At 73.9% G+C, this 16,273-nt stretch carries 13 protein-coding genes; 9 read left to right on the plus strand and 4 right to left on the minus strand.

Features of this window, described 5'->3' with window-relative positions; all coding sequences use genetic code 11:
* Nucleotides 1–28: 28 nt before the first annotated feature.
* The 4 genes from ACFWRO_RS32240 to ACFWRO_RS32255 are packed head-to-tail and all read left to right on the plus strand — an operon-like array spanning nt 29 to nt 7,648.
* On the plus strand, nt 29–1,564 hold the full coding sequence (locus ACFWRO_RS32240; protein ID WP_384516638.1) for a hypothetical protein: 1,536 nt from the start codon (nt 29–31) through the stop codon (nt 1,562–1,564).
* Nucleotides 1,561–1,959, plus strand: a complete 399-nt coding sequence (locus tag ACFWRO_RS32245; protein ID WP_384516640.1) for a hypothetical protein — start codon at nt 1,561–1,563, stop codon at nt 1,957–1,959. Before ACFWRO_RS32240 ends, ACFWRO_RS32245 begins: the two co-directional genes overlap by 4 nt.
* On the plus strand, nt 1,956–2,903 hold the full coding sequence (locus ACFWRO_RS32250; protein WP_384516643.1) for a hypothetical protein: 948 nt from the start codon (nt 1,956–1,958) through the stop codon (nt 2,901–2,903). The genes ACFWRO_RS32245 and ACFWRO_RS32250 overlap by 4 nt, the downstream gene beginning before the upstream one ends.
* A gap of 47 nt (nt 2,904–2,950) precedes the next feature.
* Nucleotides 2,951–7,648, plus strand: coding sequence for a hypothetical protein (locus ACFWRO_RS32255; protein ID WP_384516646.1), 4,698 nt, complete (start codon nt 2,951–2,953; stop codon nt 7,646–7,648).
* Between the two features lie 134 nt (nt 7,649–7,782).
* Here the strand turns inward: ACFWRO_RS32255 and ACFWRO_RS32260 are convergent, their stop codons facing one another.
* On the minus strand, nt 7,783–8,211 hold the full coding sequence (locus ACFWRO_RS32260) for a hypothetical protein (RefSeq protein ID WP_384516689.1): 429 nt from the start codon (nt 8,209–8,211) through the stop codon (nt 7,783–7,785).
* Nucleotides 8,212–8,639: 428 nt separating this feature from the next.
* Here ACFWRO_RS32260 and ACFWRO_RS32265 point away from each other — a divergent pair, with 428 nt between their 5' ends.
* Genes ACFWRO_RS32265 through ACFWRO_RS32280 form a run of 4 tightly spaced genes read left to right on the plus strand, consistent with a single transcriptional unit; the run spans nt 8,640 to nt 12,897 of the window.
* Nucleotides 8,640–11,402 (plus strand): nitrate- and nitrite sensing domain-containing protein, encoded by a 2,763-nt coding sequence (locus ACFWRO_RS32265; RefSeq protein WP_384516648.1) that lies wholly within the window; start codon nt 8,640–8,642, stop codon nt 11,400–11,402.
* A complete protein-coding gene (locus tag ACFWRO_RS32270; RefSeq protein WP_384516651.1) occupies nt 11,399–11,839 on the plus strand; it encodes a roadblock/LC7 domain-containing protein in 441 nt (146 codons plus the stop codon). Before ACFWRO_RS32265 ends, ACFWRO_RS32270 begins: the two co-directional genes overlap by 4 nt.
* A gap of 13 nt (nt 11,840–11,852) precedes the next feature.
* Nucleotides 11,853–12,314 carry a DUF742 domain-containing protein gene (locus tag ACFWRO_RS32275; protein ID WP_384516654.1) on the plus strand — a complete coding sequence of 154 codons (462 nt, stop codon included), beginning with the start codon at nt 11,853–11,855 and terminating at the stop codon, nt 12,312–12,314.
* Nucleotides 12,295–12,897 carry an ATP/GTP-binding protein gene (locus ACFWRO_RS32280; RefSeq protein WP_384516656.1) on the plus strand — a complete coding sequence of 201 codons (603 nt, stop codon included), beginning with the start codon at nt 12,295–12,297 and terminating at the stop codon, nt 12,895–12,897. The genes ACFWRO_RS32275 and ACFWRO_RS32280 overlap by 20 nt, the downstream gene beginning before the upstream one ends.
* A 41-nt stretch (nt 12,898–12,938) precedes the next feature.
* On the opposite strand, the gene ACFWRO_RS32285 is transcribed toward ACFWRO_RS32280, so the two are convergent.
* The 3 genes from ACFWRO_RS32285 to ACFWRO_RS32295 form a co-directional block, all read right to left on the minus strand.
* Nucleotides 12,939–14,126: a lipid-transfer protein gene (locus ACFWRO_RS32285; protein WP_384516659.1), complete on the minus strand. Its 1,188-nt coding sequence runs from the start codon at nt 14,124–14,126 to the stop codon at nt 12,939–12,941.
* On the minus strand, nt 14,123–14,632 hold the full coding sequence (locus ACFWRO_RS32290; RefSeq protein ID WP_384516661.1) for a Zn-ribbon domain-containing OB-fold protein: 510 nt from the start codon (nt 14,630–14,632) through the stop codon (nt 14,123–14,125). Before ACFWRO_RS32290 ends, ACFWRO_RS32285 begins: the two co-directional genes overlap by 4 nt.
* 175 nt (nt 14,633–14,807) lie before the next feature.
* Nucleotides 14,808–15,617 (minus strand): M15 family metallopeptidase, encoded by an 810-nt coding sequence (locus ACFWRO_RS32295; RefSeq protein ID WP_384516664.1) that lies wholly within the window; start codon nt 15,615–15,617, stop codon nt 14,808–14,810.
* On the opposite strand from ACFWRO_RS32295, the gene ACFWRO_RS32300 reads away from it, so the two are divergent.
* Nucleotides 15,616–16,176 carry an NUDIX domain-containing protein gene (locus ACFWRO_RS32300; RefSeq protein WP_384516667.1) on the plus strand — a complete coding sequence of 187 codons (561 nt, stop codon included), beginning with the start codon at nt 15,616–15,618 and terminating at the stop codon, nt 16,174–16,176. The two genes, ACFWRO_RS32295 and ACFWRO_RS32300, sit on opposite strands and share 2 nt — an antisense overlap.
* The last annotated feature ends 97 nt before the right edge of the window (nt 16,177–16,273 follow it).

Consider the following 16,273-nt stretch of genomic DNA (forward strand, 5'->3'; position numbering starts at 1 on the left):
GTCAGTTCGAGGACCTAATCTGTGCACCGTGACTTCGCCTGCCTCGACGGACCTCGTTCCGCCCCAGCTCAGCGCGGGGCCGCGGCCCGCGCCGGGTCCGGCCGCCGACGAAGGGCTCGCGCGGCGCCTCCGCGCGCTCGCGTGCACCGCCCCGCTGCACGACCTGGACACCCGCAAGGCGAACCTGGCGGGTGAGTACTCGGTCTACGCGATGGCCGAGGTCGCCCTCTCCGCCATCGACCTCGTCACGCTCAACATGGACTTCGACACGGGCGCCGACCACGAGCAGATCGTCTCCCGCCTGCTGCCCCGCGTCGCCGCCCAGGCCCCCTCCCGCCCCGCAGCCGAGCACGAGCGGGTCGCCCGCTGGGTCCTGGAGAACCTGATCAACGTCGGCAGCGTGGACCGCGGCTTCCGCGCCGTCTACGGCACCTTCGGCGCGGACGGCGTCTACACCCGCCGCGACTACGACTTCAAGCTGATCGAAGAGGTCCCCGGCTACGGCGGCGGGGTCTACCTCCGGACGACCGACGAAGCGGTCAACGTCCTGGTCGGCGCCCTGGACACCGATGTCACCAGCGCCCAGATCGCCGCCGAGGTGAAGCTGGAGGTGCTGATCAGCCGGGGCCGGCTCGCCGACGCCCAGCTCGCCGCCGAGCAGGCGCGGTACCGCACCGTGCAGTACGCCGAGACCCTCCGCAGGACCCTGGAGGCGACCCGCCGGAACGTGCGCGCGGTGGACTGGCTCGAGGCCGTCCCGGACATGATCGCCGAGGCCCTCGACCACGTGGCCGACCGCTACCGCCACGAGAACGCGATCCTCACCAACATCCGCAAGGCCCGCGACGAGGCGGAGGGCCCCGAGCACAAGCGCCGCGCCGCCGAGCTCGTCGACATCGTCAAGGACTGCATCCGCCGCCACACCCAGCTCCAGTCCCGGCTCCTGGAAGCGGGCCCGCTCTTCCGCGCGGAGCAGGACCGGCAGGCCTTCGCGGCCCCGACCTCGTACACCGGGATAGACCTGTACGGGCAGCTCGTCGCGCCGATCCTGCCGCTCCCCGTCGAGCGGGCGACCCGGGTCACGGACGCGTTCTTCGCCCGGGGTACCGGTCTGCGCACCCCCGCGTCCGTGCGCGTCGCCGACCTCGTCGAGATGCTCCTCACCCCGCCCGTCGAGCGCGAGCACCTCGGCGCGGAGATGCCCGAGCCGGACCTGATCGCCACGCCCGACGACAGCCGCTTCAGCGACGAGCAGCTGGCGAGCGCGAAGCAGCTGCTCGACCTGGAGCACGACGCCCCGCGCCGCCTCTCCGGCCTGCTCGCCGAGGCCCGCCTCCGCGCCCCCGGCGACCCCGACCTCCCGTACCTGGTCGCTCTCCTCGCCGTCCACGCCGCGAGCCCACCGGTCGGCACGGCGTACCGCCAGGGCGAGGAGCGCCTGCTCTTCGCGGTGGACGACGGCACGCAGCTCGACGACCCGGAGTTCGGCGGCGCCGACCTGATAGTCGGTACGGCGCTCCTGGACGCGCTCGGCATGGCGGCGGACCGCTCGGAGGCCTCATGACCACCGAGCAGGCGGTCCCCGGGAGGACTCCCGAGCCGGAGGCTCCGGACGGTCCGGAGGCTCCGGACGCGACCGCGACCGCGACTGCGACCACGACCGCGACCACGGACGCGGCGCAGGCCGCGGCCCCGGGCGAGGCCGCCCCGGCCGTGCCCCTGCCCCCCATGGTCATGGGGGTCGTGCCCGTGCCCCCGCCCGCGCCGGTCCGGCGCAGCCCCGCGCCGTACGTGCGGGCCATGCGCCTGACCGTCACGCGCCCGGTCGAGCCCGCCCCGCCCCGGCGCCCCGCCGTGCGGGTCACCCCGGTCCGCCTCCCGCTGCCCCGCCCCGAACCGACCGCACCAGCGCCGACCCCCACGACCCGTACCACCCCTCCCGAGGAGCCCCAGCCGTGAGCGAACACCACGCCGAGCACGCCGACGCGTGGAGCGAGCCGGAGCCCCCGCACACCCCCGCCGCCAACCCGGCGGCACCCCACGCGCACACCGCCACGCCCGCAGCGCCGTCCGCACCGCACGCCGTCACCCCCGCCGACGCGGCCGACGCCGCGCGGCTCGTGTCCTTCGGGCTCCAGCCCAAGCTGCTGCCCGCCCGGGACGCCGAGTACACCGAGCTGCTCCGGCGCTACCGCGAGGACCCCGCCTTCGCGCGCCTCGCCGACGCCGTCGCGACCGGCCTCGGCCTCGTCGTCCTGGAGGTCTCCCCACGCGCGGGGATGGCCGTCACCGCCGGTGAGGACTCCGTCTTCGCCGTCCGCATGGGCGACTACGCGCGCCGCGCCAACACCGACTCGGCCGACCGCTTCCTGCACGGTCTCGCCCACCTCGCCGTCGCCGCCATGGCCTTCCCCCGCCCCGAGGACCTCGCCGACGACGGCTACATCGGCCGGCTCACCGTGAACGGCGTCGACGCCTTCGTACGCCAGGCCTGCCGCCGGCTCGAAGAACGCGCGGAGGAGCAGGGCGAGAACACCGACCCCGCCTCCGACGCCCCCGGCCTGGAGGCCGCCTGGCGGATCTACGCCCGCCGCAGCTCCACCGGTGCCACCAAGGACGCCCGCCGCCTCGCGGGATCCACCACAGGCATCGTCGGCAAGGCCGTCGCCTTCCTCACCGAGTCCGGCTTCCTCCAGCGCACCGGCGACGACGCGGGCGGCGCCTACCGCACCACCGCCCGCTACCAGCTCCAGGTCCGCGACATGGCCGGCAGCGCCGCCATGGCCGAGCTGATCGACCTCGGCGTGGTCCCCGTCAGTGACGGCACCGCGACGCTCCTCCCGCCGCCCGAGGGCGACGACCTGGAGCTCGCCGCCGACGCCGGCCTGCCCTTCCACGCATAACCGCCAGACTTCAGAAGCTTCAGAAGACGACTGAGAGCCGCGCCGCCATGTACGAGTTGTCCCGGGTCCGCCTCTACTCCATCGGTCCCGCCGGTGCGCGTTACGCCGACACCGTCCTGGACCTGCGCGGAGTCGGCGCGCCCGTGCCCAACCCCGCCCCCACCCAGGCGGAGTTCTTCGAGGACGAGCCGGTCGGCCCGCCGCGCCGCCCCGCCCCCGCGGGCGTGCTCTTCCTGGAGAACGGCGGCGGCAAGTCCGTCCTCCTCAAGCTGATCTTCTCGGTCATGCTCCCCGGCCACCGCAACACCCTCGGCGGCGCCAGCTCCGGCGTGCTGCGCAAGTTCCTGCTCGCCGACGACTGCGGTCACGTCGCCCTGGAGTGGCAGCACACCCTCACCGGCGAGCTCGTCGTCGTCGGCAAGGCCAGCGAGTGGCGGGGGCGCCAGGTCTCCAACGACCCCCGGAAGTTCGCCGAGGGCTGGTACTCCTTCCGCCCCGGACCCGGCCTCAGCCTGGACAACCTGCCCGTCGCGGAGGCCACGTCCGTACGCCCGCCCGTCGAGGGCGCGTCCGGCGCGCAGGGCCGCCGCCGCACCATGAAGGGCTTCCGGGACGCCATCACGGAGGCGGGCAAGGCGTACCCGCACCTGGAGGTCTACTGGGAGGAGATCCACGACCGCTGGAACGAACACCTCGGCGACCTGGGCCTCGACCCCGAGCTCTTCCGCTACCAGCGGGAGATGAACGCCGACGAGGGCGAGGCCGCCGGCCTCTTCGCGGTCAAGAAGGACTCCGACTTCACCGACCTGCTCCTGCGGGCCGTCACCGACACCCGGGACACCGACGGCCTCGCCGACCTGGTCAGCGGCTTCGGCAACAAGCTCGGCCGGCGCGCCGAACTCACCGCCGAACGCGACTTCACCGCCGGCTCCGTCGACCTCCTCGGCCGCATCGTCGAGGCCGCCGAGACCCGGGCACGCGCGCGTGACGTCCACGCCGGGGCCGAGCGCCGAACCCGTACGCTCGCCCGCCGGCTCTCCGCCCGCGCCACCGAGGAACGCGCGCGTACGGCCGAACTCGCCCAGCAGGTCACCTCCGCCGCGCACGCGGTCTCCGAGGCCGAGACCGCCCGCGGCCGCAGCTCGCTCATCGCGGCAGAACTCGCCTTCCGGCACGCCTCCCTGGCCCTGACCGTCGCCGAGAAGGGCGCCGCCTCCCAGCGGCGCGAGCTCATCGAGGCGCGCACGCTGCACTCCGCCTGGCAGGCCGCCGAGGCCGTGCTCCGCCACCGGGCCGCGGGCGACCGCTCCGCGCGCGTGGCCGCCGCGATCCTCGAGGCCGAACGGGACGCCGCCCCCGCGCTCGCCGCCCGCGCCCTGGCCGCCGCGGACCTCGTACGGGCCCTGCACGCGGCCGCCGGGGAAGGCGAGCGGCACGCCGCCGAGGAGGAGGAGCGCTCCGCCGCCCTCCAGGAGGCGGGCGAGACCGCCCACCGCGACGCGACCGTCGCCGCGACGGAGGCCCAGCGCGCCCGCAGTGAAGCCGGGCACCTGCGCCAGCGCCTCGCCGAGGTCGCGCAGGAGACGGCCGAGGCGGTACGCGCGGGCTGGCTCGACGACTCCGCCCCTGACGCCGACCCGGCCCGCGCCGCCCTCGCCGCGAGCGACGCCGAGAAGACCGCGGTCGCCGCCTGGGACGCGGCCCGCGACGCAGCCCGCGAGGCGGCCGACCGCGCCCGCGAGGCGGCCTCCACCGAGTCCCGCGCCGAACTCGCCGCCGCCCGCGCCACGGACGCCGCCGAGGCCGCCGAGAACGCCTACGACGCGGAGCGCCGCACGGCCGACTCCCTCGCCGCCGACACCCGCCTCGCCGACCTCCTCAGCCTGCCCCCGCAAGCCCCCTCTCCGCTGCCCGGACAGCGGGCGGGGGAGGACGGCCGCGCGGGCGAGGACGGCCCCGGAGCCGCCGCCCCGGTCGCCCCCGAGGAAGCCTCCGGTCCCGAAGGGACCCCCGGTCCGCTCACCGTCACCGAGTTCGACCGCTACGCCGACGAACTGCGGAGCCTGCTCGACCAGTCCATCGCCTCCGCCGAGCGCCAGCTCTTCGACCTGCGCACCGTCGCCGCCGACGACTCCCGCATCCTCGGCGCCCTCGGCGACGGCGGGCTCCTGCCGCCCGGCCCGGACGTGCTCCACACCGTCGAGTACCTCGGCGAGCAGGGCATCCCGGCCCTCCCCGGCTGGCGCTACCTCGCCCAGGCCGTCGACCCCGCCGACCACGCCGCCGTCCTCGCCGCCCGCCCCGAGCTGGTCGACGGTGTCGTGATCACCGACCCCGTCTCGTACGCCCGCGCCCGCGAGGTCCTGAGCACGGCCGCCCTGCTGCCGCGCTCCACGGTCGCCGTCGGCACCGCCGCCGCTCTCCTCGCCCCCGTACCGAGCCCGGAATCTGGCGAGGACCAGGGCGTCTTCCTCGTACCGCCGAACCCGGCCATGCACGACGAGCACGCGGCCGACGAGGAACGGCACGCCCTGCGCGCCCGCGCCGCCGCGCGCGACGAGGAGATCCGTACGCTCGCCGCCCGCCTCACGGGCGACCGCTCGCTCGCCGCCCGGATCGGCTCCTGGCGCGCCGACTGCCCGCCCGGCATGCTCGCCGAGCTGGCCGCCGTCGCCGCCACCGCCCGCGAGACCGCGGAGGCGGCCGCGGCCACCCTCACCGAGGCCCGTACGGTACGCGCGGAGGCCGACGAGGCCGCCGCCGACGCCGCCCGCGTACGCGACGAACGGCAGGAGGCCGCCCAGCGCGCCCGCCGCGCCGCCGACGCCCTCGCGGGCCTGGCGTTCCGGCTGCGCGAGCGCTCCGCCTGGCAGGCCAAGCTCCGCGAACTGGCCGACGACGCCACCGAGTCCGAGGCCCGCGCACAGACCTGCCTGGAGCGGGCCAGGGCCGCCGACGAGGACCGCCGCGCCGCCCAGCGCGCCGCCGACGACGCCCACCGCACCGCCCGCGCCCTGCGTGCCGAGCGCGCCGAGATCGCCGGCGCCCCCGACCAGCTCCCCGAGGAGGCCGCGGACGCCCCGCGCACCGCGCTCCCCACCCTGCGGGAGGCGTACCGCGCCGCTTCCCAGCTGTACGAGAAGGTCGGCGTCGGCGCCGACCTCCGCGCCGAACAGGCGCGCGCCGAGAGCGACGAGTCCGCCGCGCTCGCCGAACTGGACCGCCTCACCAACAAGGTCCGCGTCCGCGCCGAACAGCTCCTGGAGTCCATGGACGGCGCCGACGGCCCCTCCCGGCAGGCCGCCGCAGCCCGCGCCGAGTCCCTCGTCCAGATGCTGGAGAGCCGCGCGACCGAGGCGAGCGAGAAGCTCGGCCGACTGCGCGGCGAGTCCGAGCGGCTGGCCCCCGAGGACGGCGCGTCGCACACCGAGCTCCCCGAGGACCTGGTCCCCGCCGACGCCGAGCACGCGCAGGCCCTGCTCCGTACCGCGACCACCGAACTCGGGGCCCGCAGCGACGCCCTGGAGGCGGCCCGCACCGCGCACACCGGCCTCCTGCGCGCCCACCGGGCCGCCGAGGACGCCGCCGGCGGCTTCGACGAGACGGCGGCCCTCCTGCGTGACCTGATGCGCGACCACACCGAGGACGAGGAGGACGGCCCGGAGCCGTACCCCGGCACGCTGGAGGAGGCGCGGCAGACCGCCGCCGAGGCCCGCCGCTCGCTGCGCGGCTGCTCGGCCGACCTCTCCGGGGCCGACGCCGCCGTCCGCGAGGCGAGCGACATCCTCGTCCGGCACGCCAACTCGACCCGCTACGAACAGGTCCGCACCCCCGCCCGGCAGCAGATCCGCGAACTGCCCGCCGCCGCGCTCCCCGAGCACGCCGCGAAGTGGGCCGAGGCCTTCGCGCCCCGGCTCCGCGTCCTCACCGACGAGCTGGAGCAGCTGGAGCGCAACCGCGACTCCATCGTCGACCGGCTGCGCGGGCTCGTGGAGTCCGCGCTGACCACGCTCCGCTCCGCGCAGCGTCTTTCGCGGCTGCCGGAGGGGCTCGGCGAGTGGTCGGGCCAGGAGTTCCTGCGCATCCGCTTCGAGGAGCCGGACCAGGCCACCCTCGCCGAGCGGCTCGGCGAGGTCATCGACGAGGCGACCCGGGCCGCCGTCAAGAAGAACTCCGACCTGCGCCGCGACGGCATGTCCCTGCTCCTGCGGGGCGTTCAGTCGGCCCTGGAGCCGCGCGGCATCGCGGTCGAGATCCTGAAGCCCGACGCCGTGCTGCGGGCCGAGCGCGTGCCGGTCGGACAGATGGGCGACGTCTTCTCGGGCGGCCAGCTCCTCACCGCCGCCATCGCCCTCTACTGCACGATGGCCGCCCTGCGCTCCAACGACCGGGGCCGCGACAAGCACCGCCACGCGGGCACGTTGTTCCTCGACAACCCGATCGGCCGCGCCAACGCCACGTACCTGCTCGAGCTTCAGCGGGCCGTCTCGGACGCCCTCGGCGTCCAGCTGCTGTACACGACCGGTCTGTTCGACACGACCGCGCTCGCCGAGTTCCCGCTGGTCATCCGGTTGCGCAACGACGCGGACCTGCGGGCCGGGCTGAAGTACATCAGCGTCGAGGAGCACCTGCGGCCGGGCCTTCCGCAGCCGACCGCCGAGGACGGCGCGGTCCATGGCGAGATCACCGCGACCCGGATGTTCCGCCGCTCGCAGGAGGAGCACCAGGAGCCCGCGCAGAGGTGACAGCGGCGCGGCCGTACCGCGCTGAACACGGCGAAGGTGCGGCCCGTAGCGCCCTGAACGCGTCGAACGGCCCGGCCCCGCAAGGGGACCGGGCCGTTCGCATCCGTTCCTCAGGCCGTCAGGCTTTCAGGCCCTCAAGCCGCCTCGGACAGCGCCGGCGCCTCCGCGCGCCGTAGACCCGAGGCCCCGTGGCCGCCCGGGTCGCCTTCTGCGACGGCCCGCGCGGCCTTCTGCTCCCGGCGCCGCTCGCGGCGCGACGGGCGCGCCGTACTGCTCGGTTCGGACACCACTCCGTTCCGCTGCCGCCACACCTGACGCGTCACCCAGACATCGAGCACGCTCCAGGTCGCCACGACCGTGCTGCCCACGGTGGACAGCAGCATCGGAAACGCGAGCCACGAACTCGTGACCGCGCAGAAGAAGGCCACCACGGCCTGTACCAGTGTGATCGACGTGATCATCACGGCTCGTACGGCGGCGGTACGCACCGGGTCCGGCATACGGCGCCGGGCCTTCTCGTCCTCCACCCACAACTGCCGCGCTGACCGCGCCTCGTACTCCATCGCTTCGTCACTCCCCACGCCGACCGTCCTCAGGGGTGGCTGCCCGTCTTGAGCGGCTTTACTCGGACGCACCCCTCCCCACGGACAAAGACGCTCAGCGGGGGGAAAAGGTTTCCCCACCCCCATACCGGAACGAAAAATTCCAGCCATCCGTTCGACAGCCGCCTGCAAGGTTCCGCAACGTGTCCTGCGCCACATTGTGGAATCCCAACTCCCCGGATAGCGGGACATCTCCAGAACAACGCTCACTCAAGAGGCTGAAAATCGCCTGGATGCGTCTTCGAGTTGGCTGTGATGCAGTAGTAGGCTCACGCCGCCAATTGTTGAAGTTGATGGTTGACGCCCTGGGTTGACGCTGTGTGTTGACGCCGCGCGTCGCACAGGAGGACCTCCGCGCCGGGCGGGGGCCTGCCGAACTGGGGGAGGCCATGCGCTTTCGCGGGAAGTCCATCCGCCGGAAGATCGTGGCGTTGCTGCTCGTACCGCTCGTCTCCCTCACCGCCCTCTGGGGCTTCGCGACCGTGCTCACCGGCCGCGAGGCCGACCAACTCCTCGACGTCGGCTACATCGTCGAGAAGGTCGGCTACCCGATCGAGGACACCGCGCGCGTCATCCAGAAGGAACGCCGCGAGTCGCTCGCCTACCTCGCCGACCCGCGCGCCTCCGACGCCCTCACCGGCCTGCGCAAGCAGCGCGAGGCCACCGACCGTCAGATCGCCCTGGTCCGGCGCAACGCCGCGGACTCCGGCGTACGCGACGAGATGCGGCCCGTCGCCTCGCAGCGCCTCGACTCCCTCCTCACGGCCCTCGACGGCCTGGACGCGCTCCGCCGCTCCGTCGAGAACCGCAGCATCGGCCGGATCCAGGCGCTCGACTTCTACAACCGCCTGGTCGACCCCTGCTACAGCTTCCTCACCACCCTCCACGCCCTGGAGAACGTGGAGATGGACAAGCAGGGCCGGGCCCTCGTCGGCGTCACGCGCGGCCGCGAGATGCTCTCCCGCGAGGACGCCCTGGTCCTCTCCGCGCTCAAGTCCGAGCGCGTCACGGCCGAGGAGATCCGCGCGATCACCGATCTCGTCGCCCAGCGCAAGCTGCTGTACGAGGTCAACCTGGAGATCCTCCCCACGGTCGAACGCGAGCGGTTCGAGCGCTACTGGGGCAGCCCCGAGACCGAACCGCTGCGCAGCGCCGAGGAGGACCTGATCGCCGCGGGTCCCACCAAGAACCCGCGTGTCGTCACCGCCGAGCGCTGGGAGGAGCGGGCCACCCCGGTCCTCGACGACCTCGCGCGGGAGAACACCGCGGCGGGCGACCGCTACCAGGACCGCGTCCAGCCCGCCGCCTACAGCGTGCTCCTCAAGGCCGGCATCGCCGGCGTCCTCGGCTTCCTCGCCCTGCTCCTCTCCGTCGTCGTCTCCGTCCGCGTCGGCCGCGACCTCGTCCGCGACCTGCGCCGGCTCCGCAAGGAGGCCCAGGAGGTCTCCGGTGTACGGCTGCCGAGCGTGATGCGCCGCCTCGCCGCAGGCGAACTCGTCGACGTCGAGACCGAGGTGCCGCACCTGCGGTACGAGGACGACGAGGTCGGCCAGGTCGGCCAGGCCCTCAACACCCTCCAGCGCGCCGCCGTCGAGGCCGCCGTCAAGCAGGCCGAACTCCGGCGCGGTGTCTCCGAGGTCTTCGTCAACCTCGCCCGCCGCAACCAGGTCCTGCTGCACCGCCAGCTGACCCTCCTCGACACCATGGAACGGCGCACCGAGGACACCGAGGAACTCGCCGACCTGTTCCGCCTCGACCACATGACCACCCGCATGCGCCGCCACGCCGAGGGCCTGGTGATCCTCTCCGGCGCCGCGCCCTCCCGGCAGTGGCGCAAGCCCGTCCAGCTCATGGACGTGGTCCGCGCGGCCGTCGCCGAGGTCGAGGACTACGAGCGGATCGAGGTACGGCGCCTGCCCCGGCTCGGCGTCGGCGGCCCCGCCGTCGCCGACCTCACCCACCTCATCGCCGAACTCCTGGAGAACGCCACGGTGTTCTCGCCCCCGCACACCGCCGTGCAGGTCCTCGGCGAGCGGGTCGCGAACGGCTTCACACTCGAAATCCACGACCGCGGCCTCGGCATGCACCCCGACCTGCTGCTCGACGCCAACCTGCGGCTCGCCGAGACCCCCGAGTTCGAGCTCTCCGACACCGACCGCCTCGGCCTCTTCGTGGTCAGCCGGCTCGCCCAGCGCCAGAACGTCCGGGTCTCGCTGCAGCCTTCGCCGTACGGAGGGACCACCGCGGTCGTCTTCATCCCGGCCGCCCTGCTCACCGACGCCCCCGAGACCGAGGGCGGCGGCTTCCGCCTGGACCGGACCTCCACGGAGCGCAGGCCCGCGCTCACCAAGGTGCCGGGCGGTGCCGCACCGGCCACCGGACCCACCCGGTCCGGCGCCCACACTTTGCTCGACGGCGGGCTCAGCGGCGGCCCCGACACGCCGTTCCGCGTGCCGCTCGACGGCCCCGTCGAGCTCGAAGCGCCCCTGGGCACGGCCGGGTTCGACGAGCTGCTCAAGCCCTCCGCGGCCGACCTGGAGGACACCGAGAGCGAGCGCGGCGGCCTCTTCCGGCCCCGGGGCCACCGCCGCGGCCTCGCCCCGGCCCCCGCGCCGGACGGCGAGCAGCACCAGCAGGCCCCGGACCAGTCGCCCGACCGGTCCCAGGACCGCGGCCCCGTACCGCTGCCCAAGCGCCGTCCGCCCACGCTCGTCGTGGACCGCGGCCGCCGCGTCGACGAGCCCGGCCGCGCCCACCCGATCCCCGCCCAGGACCCCGAGACACCGGGCAGGGGCAACGGCAACGGCAAGGGCAGCGGCAGCGGCAGCGGCACGGGCAGGGGAAGCGGAGGCGGCACCCCGGGCATGCCGCCCACCCTGGTCCCCGTACCGCCCGACGGCCCGGCGCCGTTCGGCGGGCTGCCCCGCCGGGTCCGGCAGGCCAGCCTCGCGCGCCAGCTGCGCGAGACGGACGACCGCACCGACTCCACGGCCGCCACGGGCTCCGCAGCCCCGGCCGGCACGGACTTCGAGCGCGACGCCGAGGAAGTGCGCGACCGCATGGCTTCGATGCAACGGGGCTGGCAGCGCGGACGACGGCAGAACGCCGAGACGACAGCACCAGGAACGACACCCGAGGGGGACGGTCGATGACCGCACCGAACGCCGCAGCAACCCAGACCTCCGGAAACGGCAACGGCGAGCTGAACTGGCTCCTCGACGAGCTGGTCCAGCGGGTCGGGTCCATCCGCAAGGCACTGGTGCTCTCCGGCGACGGACTCGCCACCGGCGCCTCCGCCGACCTGACCCGGGAGGACAGCGAGCACCTGGCCGCCGTCGCCTCCGGCTTCCACAGCCTCGCCAAGGGCGTCGGACGCCACTTCGAGGCCGGCAAGGTCCGCCAGACGGTGGTGGAACTGGAGGACGCGTTCCTCTTCGTCACGGCGGCGGGCGACGGCAGCTGCCTCGCCGTGCTCGCCGACGCCGACTCGGACGTCGGCCAGGTCGCGTACGAGATGACGTTGATGGTCAAGCGGGTCGGCATCCACCTGGGGACGGCGCCTCGCTCCGGGCTGACCGCCGGAGGGTGAGTGGGGGGACACCATGACTGACGGCACGACGGAGGGCACGGCCGGGCGCACGGCCGAGGGCGAGCGCGCCCCGGACTCGTGGGACCAGAGCGCGCAGCCGGCCCACCACTGGTTCGACGACGACGCCGGGCCGGTGGTCCGTCCGTACGCGATGACCCGCGGCCGGACCAGCGCCGCCACCCGCCACCGTCTCGACCTGATCGCCCTGGTGGTGCCCGAACCGGCCGCCGACGACCCCGGCCGGGACCAGACCCTGTCCCCCGAACACGTGGAGATCGTCGAACGCTGCTCGGACACCCCCCAGTCGATCGCCGAACTCGCCGCCGGACTCGACCTCCCCGTCGGGGTCGTCCGGGTCCTCGTCGGCGATCTCGTCGAGGACGAACTCGTCCATGTGACCCGCCCCGTTCCGCCGGCCGAGCTGCCGGACGTGAGCATTCTCCGCGAGGTGATCAATGGCCTTCGGGCGCTCTAGCCGCACCAAGCCGCTCGTCGAACCGGTGACCTTGAAGATCCTGGTCGCGGGCGGCTTCGGGGTGGGCAAGACGACGCTGGTCGGCGCCGTCAGCGAGATCAGACCCCTGCGCACCGAGGAGATCCTCAGCGAGGCCGGCCGGCCCGTGGACGATCTCCACGGAGTGGAGAAGAAGTCGACCACCACGGTCGCCATGGACTTCGGCCGGATCACGCTCCGCGAGGACCTGGTGCTCTATCTGTTCGGCACGCCCGGCCAGGACCGGTTCTGGTTCCTCTGGGACGAGCTCGCGCAGGGCGCGCTCGGCGCGGTCGTCCTGGCGGACACCCGGCGCCTGGAGGACAGCTTCGCGGCGATCGACTACTTCGAACGGCGTGGCATCCCGTTCACCGTCGCGGTCAACTGCTTCGAGGGCGCCCGGCGGTTCCCCACCGAGACCGTCCGGGGCGCGCTCGACCTCGACCCGGAGGTCGAGCTGCTGATGTGCGACGCGCGCGACCGCGAGTCGGTCAAGAACGTCCTCGTCGCGGTCGTCGAGCACGCCCTCGTCCTGGCCGACCAGAGCGCGCCCGTGGCCCCCTGACGGCGGTCGCGGGGGCTCGGCCTCGGCTCAGTCGGCTCCGCTCAGCGCACCGCCACCACCGCCGAACCGTGCCCGAACAGCCCCTGGTTCGCGGTGATGCCGGCACGGGCACCCGGCACCTGCCGGTCTCCGGCCGTGCCCCGCAGCTGCCAGGTGAGCTCGCAGAGCTGCGCGATGGCCTGGGCGGGCACGGCCTCGCCGAACGACCCCAGGCCGCCGCTGGTGTTGACCGGGACACGGCCGCCGAGGGCCGTGACCCCGTCCCGTACCAGCTTCGCGCCCTCACCGGCCCCGCACAGACCGATGTCCTCGTACCACTCCAGTTCCAGCGCGGTGGACAGGTCGTACACCTCCGCGAGCGACAGGTCCTCGGGACCGAGCCCCGCCTCCTCGTACGCCGCGCGGGCGATCGACGCGCGGAAGGAGTGCGGCGCGGGGGAGACGGCGACGGCCGAGTCGGTCGCGATGTCCGGCAGGTCGAGGACGGCCTTCGGGTACGTCGGCGTGACGGTGGAGACAGCCCGGATACGGACCGGGTCCGGGTGCCCGTGCCCGCGGGCGAACTCCATGCTGGAGAGCACAAGGGCCGCGCCCCCGTCCGAGGTGGCGCAGATGTCGAGCAGCCGCAGCGGATCGGCGACGACGGCAGAGGCCGCGACCTCCTCGGCGCTGACCGTCTTGCGGTAGCGGGCCAGCGGGTTGAGCGCCCCTGCCGCCGCGTTCTTCACCTTCACCTGGGCGAAGTCGTCCACCGTGTCGCCGTACAGAGCCATCCGGCGGCGGGCGTAGAGCGCGAAGTAGGCGGGGTTGGTCGCCCCGAGCACGCGGAAGCGGAGCCAGTCGGGGTCGTCGGGCCGCTCCCCGCCCGCAGGGGCGAAGAACCCCTTGGGCGCGGAGTCCGCGCCGACGACGAGGACCACGTCCGCAAGGCCGGCCAGGATCTGGGCCCGTGCCGTGCCGACGGCCTGCGCGCCCGAGGCACAGGCCGCGTACACGCTGGTGACGCGTGCCCCCTGCCAGCCGAGCGCTTGCGCGAACGTCGCGCCCGCCACGTAGCCCGGGTACCCGCACCGCATGGTGTCCGCGCCGACCACCGAGCCGACGTCCCGCCAGCCGATGCCGGCGTCCGCGAGGGCCGCCCGCGCCGCCGCCGTACCGTACTCGACGAAGCTCCGGCCCCATTTGCCCCACGGGTGCATCCCGGCACCGAGGACGGCGATGTCGTTCATGACCGCTCCTCCGTTTCAGGGGTCTCCGACGGCTCCACGCGCGCGTGGACGGGCCGCCAGTTCCAGGTGGTCCAGATGTGCTGGTCGTCCTCGTTGAGAACGCCCGGCACCACCTCGACCTCCATGCCGACGGCCAGGTCCCCGGTCCGCACCCCCGGCGCCGCCTGCCCGAGCACCACCATCGCCTCCGCTTCCAGTTCCACGGCGACGAGGGTGTACGGCTCCCAGGGCGCGTCCGGGTCGGAGACGTAGGGCGCGGGTGGGCGGTAGCGGCCGTCGGTGTACGACCACACCCGGCCGTATCGCGAGAGAGGCGTCTCGACGAGCGTTCCACCGCCCGCGCAGCCGGGGTTGCGGCACCAGCCGTCCTCGCGCGGGAAGAACACCGAGGCACAGGCCGTGCAGCGGGTGCCGAGGAGCCGGAACTCCGCCTCTCCGCCGGGCCCTGCCCCGCCGCTGTCGTCCGTGAACCATCCGGCCACCACCGGCCTGCGCGTCCGTGTCACGACGGCCTCCCCGACCCCGAGATCACCTGTACCTGACGAAGCGTCAGAAAGTTTGTCATGAATGCCGCGCGCTGAGAACCGTACGGACCTTTATCGCGTCCCTACGTACGGAACGGGCGGCCGGGGCCCACGGGGGTGGTCCCGGCCGCCCGTTCCTTCCTTCGTCACCCCTCCGTCAGTGCCCGGCCACGGACCGCCGGGCCACCGGGAAGTCGAAGAAGGTGCTCGGGAACGGCTCCGGCTTGAAGGTGAAGTGCCACCACTCCTCGGGCAGGTTCACGAAACCCTGCTCGGCGAGGGTCTCCTTCAGGAGCTGCCGGTTCGCCCGCTGGGCCCCCTGGATCCGCGGATCGTCGGTGTGCGAGAGCGTGTCGAAGCAGTCGAAGCCCGTACCCATGTCCACGGAGTTGTCCGGAAAACGCTCGCCCCGCGGCTTGGAACACTCCACCAACGGCTCACCGGGCACGTACGCGCGCGTGGGCCGGGCCGGCAGCCGCACGATCGTCACATCGACCGTCGAGCCCCGGCTGTGCCCCGACTTCTCCGCGATGTAACCGTCCTCGAACAACCTCGACTTGTCGACGAGTGGATAGAACTCCTTCTTCATCCGCTCGTCCTCCAGGTCCTTCGCCCAGCGCACGAAGTGGTCGACGGCCCGCTGCGGGCGATAGCAGTCGTAGACCTTCAGCGTGTAGCCCCGCGAGCGCAGCTTCACCTGGGCCCGGTGCAGCGCCTCGGCGGCCGGACGAGTCACGATGCAGAGCGGCTGCCGGTAGCCGTCCACGCGCTCGCCCACGAAGTTGTGCACCGTGGTGTAGCGCATCTCCTGAAGGATCGTCCGGTCCACGGAGCTCAGCGCCACGAACTCCTTCGGCGCCTCCGGTTCCGGTCTGGCCTGCGCGGACGGCACGGCGGCGGTGGCGGCCAGCAGCCCCGCGGCAGCGAGCGCACCGAGCGTACGTAAAGCGGAAGCAAGTCTCGTCATGCGCACCGTCTATCAGGTTCGCGGGGTATGGGAAAGAGTGATCGCGTACGGTCCAGACGTGAAGGACACCTACTGCTCCAGCTGCGGCACCCGCTACGCCGAACCGGCCGACTGGCCCCGCACCTGCGCCGCCTGCGGCGCGGTCGCCTACCGCAACCCGCTGCCCGTCGCCATCGCCCTGCTCCCCGTCACGGACGCGCGGGGCACCGGACTCGTCGTCATCACGCGCACGATCGAACCGGAGCTGGGCGGCGTCGCCCTTCCCGGCGGCTTCATCGACCACTCCGAGGACTGGCGCGACGCCGTCGTCCGCGAACTGCGCGAGGAGACCTGGATCGAGGCTTCCGCGGAGGACGTACGCCTCGCCGACGCGCTCAGCTCCCCGGGCGGCCACCTGCTCCTCTTCGGCCTGCTCCCGACCCGCGCGGCGGACGAACTGCCGCCCTCCGCCCCGACGGACGAGACCAGCGGCCGCCACATCCTCCGCGCCCCGACAGAACTGGCCTTCCCCCTGCACACGGAGGCGGCCCGCCGCTGGTTCGCCGGCAAGTACACCTGAGGCCCGTGGGGATCGGAGATCGGATCCCGGAGATCGGATCCCGGAGATTGGATCCCGGAGATTGGATCCCGGAGATTGGATCCCGGATCCAATCTCC

It is taken from the genome of Streptomyces sp. NPDC058579 (genome assembly GCF_042718575.1).
Taxonomy (GTDB): domain Bacteria; phylum Actinomycetota; class Actinomycetes; order Streptomycetales; family Streptomycetaceae; genus Streptomyces.